The 5,491-nt window shown below is 45.2% G+C and carries 7 protein-coding genes; all 7 read right to left on the bottom strand.

Features of this window, described 5'->3' with window-relative positions:
- Nucleotides 1-1,052: ABC transporter substrate-binding protein (locus B3182_RS08785; protein ID WP_292752401.1), on the bottom strand; the 1,052-nt coding region annotated here is incomplete at its 3' end.
- A gap of 73 nt (nt 1,053-1,125) precedes the next feature.
- Nucleotides 1,126-1,851, bottom strand: a complete 726-nt coding sequence (gene lptB, locus B3182_RS08790) for an LPS export ABC transporter ATP-binding protein (RefSeq protein ID WP_292356447.1) — start codon at nt 1,849-1,851, stop codon at nt 1,126-1,128.
- A gap of 13 nt (nt 1,852-1,864) precedes the next feature.
- Nucleotides 1,865-2,674: a lipopolysaccharide transport periplasmic protein LptA gene (gene lptA, locus B3182_RS08795; RefSeq protein WP_292356446.1), complete on the bottom strand. Its 810-nt coding sequence runs from the start codon at nt 2,672-2,674 to the stop codon at nt 1,865-1,867.
- Entirely contained in the window at nt 2,655-3,224 is a 570-nt protein-coding gene (gene lptC / locus B3182_RS08800) for an LPS export ABC transporter periplasmic protein LptC (RefSeq protein ID WP_292356444.1), read from the bottom strand. The genes lptA and lptC overlap by 20 nt, the downstream gene beginning before the upstream one ends.
- On the bottom strand, nt 3,208-3,729 hold the full coding sequence (gene kdsC / locus B3182_RS08805; RefSeq protein ID WP_292356442.1) for a 3-deoxy-manno-octulosonate-8-phosphatase KdsC: 522 nt from the start codon (nt 3,727-3,729) through the stop codon (nt 3,208-3,210). Before kdsC ends, lptC begins: the two co-directional genes overlap by 17 nt.
- Nucleotides 3,730-3,745: 16 nt before the next feature.
- Nucleotides 3,746-4,723 carry a KpsF/GutQ family sugar-phosphate isomerase gene (locus B3182_RS08810; protein WP_292356440.1) on the bottom strand — a complete coding sequence of 326 codons (978 nt, stop codon included), beginning with the start codon at nt 4,721-4,723 and terminating at the stop codon, nt 3,746-3,748.
- A partial coding sequence (locus tag B3182_RS08815) for a calcium/sodium antiporter (RefSeq protein WP_292752404.1) occupies nt 4,720-5,491 on the bottom strand: 772 nt, incomplete at its 5' end. The genes B3182_RS08810 and B3182_RS08815, both read right to left, overlap by 4 nt.

A 5,491-nucleotide genomic window follows, 5' to 3' on the forward strand; every position in this document is an offset into this window, starting at 1 on the left:
TTACTGAGTATTTTGGCATGATGGCGTTTGATGAAATAGCCAATCATTGTTAACAAGGCTAATATGCCAAGTGAAACCACCAGCCATTTAAACCAGATGGACACACCTGGCGTTGTGTCATAGATAAAGCCGTTAAGCGCCTGGTCATCATTAACCAAGCCTAAATGCTGATAATGTTCAGCAATTTTTTGCCAACGCTCAATCGTCATATGGCCCAGTGAAACTGTAGGGTACAAACTGAGCTCACTAAGCTTTTCAGCTTCAAATTCCAGATGTGCACGCGTTTTATTTTGCGTGTTGTAGTTTTTTAAAATCAGATCAACCATTTCATAAGGGTGTTCCAGAGCATATTGCCAACCACGCAAGGTTGCACTGTGAAAGGCTTCTACATCTCCTGGCTGACGTTTTAAATAACGTTCAGAGGTAAAGATGATATCGCTGTAAAAGTTGATGTTGTATTCATGGGGTGACAATGTCCGATAATCCACGCCGCGACTTAACATCTGGAAGGGTTCATTGGAAATATATGCGGTCAGCGCATCTACTTTTCCGTCAATTAAATTATCAATATCCTCGGGCGAGGGATCGACAATATTGAGCTGTGAAGGATCTATCCCAAATCGTAGCAACATGGCAGATAAATCATCAGCATAAGACTGACGAGTGACTGTTTTACCGACAAAATCAGTGGGTTGTGTTATCGATGAGTCTGCTCTGACCAACCAGGTATAGGGACTGCTTTGAAAAATCGCCGCGAGCGCTACAAAAGGGCGCCCTTTAAGTCTTTCTACCACCAATCCAGCACCGGAAATTCCAAATTCAACATTGCCGGCTTCCACATCGTTGAAAGGTGCTTTTTGCCCGGTAAGTATGGTTACTGCCAGCCCGGCATCCTGATAATAGCCTTGTTCTTTTGCAGCGTAGATACCCGCAAATTGAAATTGATGCTGCCAGTGAAGTTTGATTGAGACAGGGGTGAGTTTTTGACTTGCCTCTTCAGCTAGGGATGAGCTGGTAATTAACAACAGGGCAAGCGCAATCAATCGACACATAAAAAGTACTCAAACAGAGTTCAATTCATCTTACTCCAACAGAAGCGTATTGTGGAAATTGCCTGCTAGTAATTTATAGGCGAAAGTCCCGTCCCAGATAAACACTTAAAACATGCTTATCCTGAAGGATTTCATCTGGACTGCCTTTTGCGATCACCTCACCCTCGTTGAATATATAGGCACGCTCACAAACGCTCAGTGTTTCACGTACATTATGATCGGTGATTAATATGCCGATACCTCTCGCAGCCAGTGCCTTGATAATACCCTGTATATCCAGAACAGAAATCGGATCAACACCGGCGAAGGGTTCATCCAGCAGGATAAATTGTGGATCCATGGCTAAGGCGCGGGCTATTTCCACACGACGTCTTTCACCACCGGACAATGCCATGCCTAATGATTTGCGGATGTGACCAATATGGAATTCTTCGAGTAATTTTTCCAGCAACTGTTTTTTGGCAATGATACTGAGGTTTTTCCGGGTTTCGATAATAGCGTAAAGATTGTCTTCAACGGACAATTTACGGAATACCGAGGCTTCCTGTGGCAGATATCCTATCCCCAATTGTGCCCGGGTATGGATAGGTTCGTGGGTAAGTTCGCGTTGATTGAGAAAAATACTGCCGTGATCAACTGGAATCAATCCGACAATCATGTAAAAACTGGTCGTTTTACCCGCCCCATTGGGACCAAGCAAGCCCACAATCTCACCACTGTTTACTTCAAGGGAAATATTTTTAACAACCAACCGATCGCCAAATTGCTTGGCGAGCGACCTTGCAGAAAGCTGACTCATTTAAATTCCGTGATTATTCAGGATTCATTTGCAGGTAGCGTGCACTGACCCAACCAATAATGGCTTTATCCCCACTCATACCTCTGACTTGTACCCATTCAGGCTGACGGGTCAGCACGATCACTTCAGTGTTTTCGACAAACGCCCCAAGTCGTTCATATTGAGTCCCGGGACCGGTTCTGACATTCAAAGTGGTCTGAGTTACCGCAGTAGGGTAGCTCATGTCCGATTGCTGTTCAGGAGCCTCAGTTAACGGTTGAGGCGCTTCAACAGCAGGTTCTGCCGGTTTACTTTTATTTTTTTCGCGTTGACCAGGCGGCTGGATGGTGATGTGAACGCGACCACTGGACTGTTGCTGTCCATCGACTTCGACCGGTCTTGAGTTGGCAATAACAATATTTCTGTCGATATCGTATTCGATATGATTGCCACGGAATTCATCGCCTGACTGCCAAACATAACCCTGGCCGACCAGAAAGATACGTTGTTTGCTGGCATGGTATTCCATCTGCAGGGCTTTTGCTTTAACCGGTTTATCCCCTTCCTTATGTACTTGTTCATAAGTGGCAAGGTTACCTTCAGCAATAGCTTTTTCCAGTTCGCGGTTTTCGTCATAGAAAAAAGTAATGACATCACCTTCGATACGTAAAGTGCCCTGTGTCAGTATGGCATCGCCTTTATATTGCGTGACACCGGTTTCATCATCAAGCTGCGCGTGATCTGCTTCAATATTTATCGGTTGCTCGCGATCACTTGGTAAGGCGAGGGCAATGGATGGGATGATGGTCATTCCCCAAAGCAGATTAATTAACAGGTGGCGCATTATATTGTCCTCTCACCCTAGAGTGCAGATTAATAGTTTCTTCTTGTAAAGCGGCATGAAAACCCACTGAATGGGTATCGCCATGAGGCGATTTCATGGTCACCGGCTGATCGGTATACGCCGTGTTGTTGACAGTATCCAGATTCAGAACTTCAGTTAATAACTGTATTTCCGGTTGATCTTTGTTGGTAATAATAACATTGCCGGTGAGAAGAATGTTCTCGCCTTCACCCTGAGTTTCAGCATGATCTGACTCAATGATCCAATCATTGTTTTCCGGCGCAATAAACAGGGTGTTTGGACTGAAAATTTCAGTACGGTCATTCTCCGGATAGTGATACAGCGTTTCTCCGGTAATTACCCGCGATGGTTTGCCATTGATATCCATTACCGTCATCTTGAAATCGGTCATTCCAAAATCGATACTGTAGTGCACGGCGCGTTCAGTTTTTGGTGCCTCAGGTTTGCTAAGCAACATCCACAGACTGATCCCCGCGACTAGCAGTAAAGCAATTTTGATATAAATTGGAATATTAAAAATGGCGTTCAATTTGGTCCTGCAGGGTTCCCTGTCCTTCCATTATTAATTCACATACATCACGGGCAGCACCTCTACCACCCATGGACGGAGTGATCCAGTGCGCATGTTTTTTCACCACAGCATCAGCATCCTGAACGGCTATCGCTAAACCGACTCTGCTCATGATGGACAAGTCCACCCAGTCATCACCGACATAAGCACATTGTTCCGGTTTCAGCTTAAGGGTTTTTAACAGTTCCTCAAAGGCTGGCAGCTTTACTTTTTGTCCCTGGTAAACCAGATTAATTCCAAGACTTTGCATACGATGTTCAACCACTCTGGAGGTGCGTCCAGTGATAATAGCAATATCGACACCGGTGTATTGCAGCAGTTTCATGCCGTGGCCATCACGCGAATTAAATGCCTTATGTTCCTCACCATCATCACCAATAATGATACTGCCATCAGTCAGTACACCATCGACATCAAAAATAACCAGTTTAATTTGTTTGGCGCGAGCCGTTATATCTTGCATTGATCTGTCCTGAAAATTAGACCACACCGGCACGTAATAAGTCGTGCATATTCAGTGCGCCTGTTAAGTTATGGTTTTTATCGGTAATCAACAGGCCGTTGATTTTATATTGCTGCATCATCTGTAATGCTTCTGCGGCAAGCATCTCTGCATGCCCCGTTTTACAATGTTGTGTCATATGTTCCTGCAGCGGGGCGGTTAAAATATTTACTTCCTGTGCCAGGACTCGACGTAAATCACCATCGGTGAAAATCCCCACCAATTTGTCATCATTATCGACCACGGCGGTCATGCCCAAACTTTTGTCGGACATTTCAATCAGCGCTTCGCGCAGCAATGCCTTTTCATTTACTTTAGGGATGGCTGCGCCGATATGCATGATGTCGCTGACACGTAATAACAATCGTCTACCAAGATTGCCACCCGGGTGAGAAAGGGCAAAATCTTCAGCGGTAAAGCCACGAGCTTCCAATAACGCAATGGCCAGTGCATCCCCCATCACTAATGCGACGGTAGTACTGGATGTTGGGGCCAGTCCCAATGGGCAGGCTTCTTTTTTAACACTGACGTTGATAGTTGCATCAGCACATAACGAAAGTGTTGAGTCCATACGACCACTCATAGTGATTAATGGTACGCCCAGTCGTTTAATCAACGGCAATATGGTCAGAATCTCGGCAGTTTCACCGGAGTTGGATAATGCCAGAACCACATCTTTGTCGGTGATCATACCTAAATCACCATGACTGGCTTCTCCGGGATGAACAAAAAATGCCGGACTGCCGGTGCTGGCCAACGTAGCAGCGATTTTACTGCCGATATGGCCTGATTTACCCATGCCAATCACCACAATACGACCCTGACATTGCAGCAGATACTCACATGCTCGAACAAAATCATCATCCACTCTATCGCGGAGCAACATGACAGACTCCAGCTCGGTATCGATGACTGCCAGCGCCAATTGTTTTAATTTATCCGAATCTATTTTCATATACCGTTATGCACACCTTGATACGCCAGCAAACTTATATAGCCTGCATAAACCAGTAGTAATAATAAACCAACCGGGCGTCCCAATCGGCCTTTTAAACAAAATCTTGCAAACAGATAAAGCACGATTGTCAGGCCAATCATAAAGCTAAAATCGCGGGTTAGCAGTAGCGAATCTACTTTCGTTGGGTGAATCAGACCCGGCATGGCAAGAACAGCAAGCAGATTAAAGATATTTGAACCAAGAATATTGCCAACGGCAATATCATGTTCATTTTTCAGAGCAGATGAAATACAGGCGGCTAACTCTGGCAGACTGGTGCCAATGGCAACGACGGTTAAGCCAATCACTAAATCACTTATGCCCAACAATTGCGCGACACCAGTTGCTCCCCAGACTAAGAGTTTGGCTCCCCCCAGTAAGGCAATTAATCCTGTCAAAAACAGTACGATGGATTTTTTCAGTGAGCGTTTTGGCTGCTGATATTCCTGAGTAAATTCAATTTTCAGCGGATCGTCCTTAGCACTTTTAACAGCCAGCCATGCCATGCCTCCTAGCGTCAATATAAAGCCTGTAAACAGAACCAGGCCATCAATCCGATCCAGTTGCATATCCCAGAGCAATAACAACAGGGAGAGGAACATGATAAAGACTAATACCGGAAATTCTCTTCTCAGGGTAATGGAGTGAATCGCCAGAGGAGTGACCAGAATCGTGACGCCCAAAACCAGTCCAATATTGGTGATATTGGAGCCAATGGCATTGCCA

Origin of the sequence: Methylophaga sp. UBA4204, assembly GCF_002379485.1 — a bacterium.
Lineage (GTDB): Bacteria > Pseudomonadota > Gammaproteobacteria > Nitrosococcales > Methylophagaceae > Methylophaga.

Excerpts from the sequence above, each read along its gene's own strand:
- lptB (WP_292356447.1), bottom strand. The coding sequence starts at position 1,851 with ATGAGTCAGCTTTCTGCAAGGTCGCTCGCCAAGCAATTTGGCGATCGG.
- lptA (WP_292356446.1), bottom strand. The coding sequence starts at position 2,674 with ATGCGCCACCTGTTAATTAATCTGCTTTGGGGAATGACCATCATCCCA.
- kdsC (WP_292356442.1), bottom strand. The coding sequence starts at position 3,729 with ATGCAAGATATAACGGCTCGCGCCAAACAAATTAAACTGGTTATTTTT.
- B3182_RS08810 (WP_292356440.1), bottom strand. The coding sequence starts at position 4,723 with ATGAAAATAGATTCGGATAAATTAAAACAATTGGCGCTGGCAGTCATC.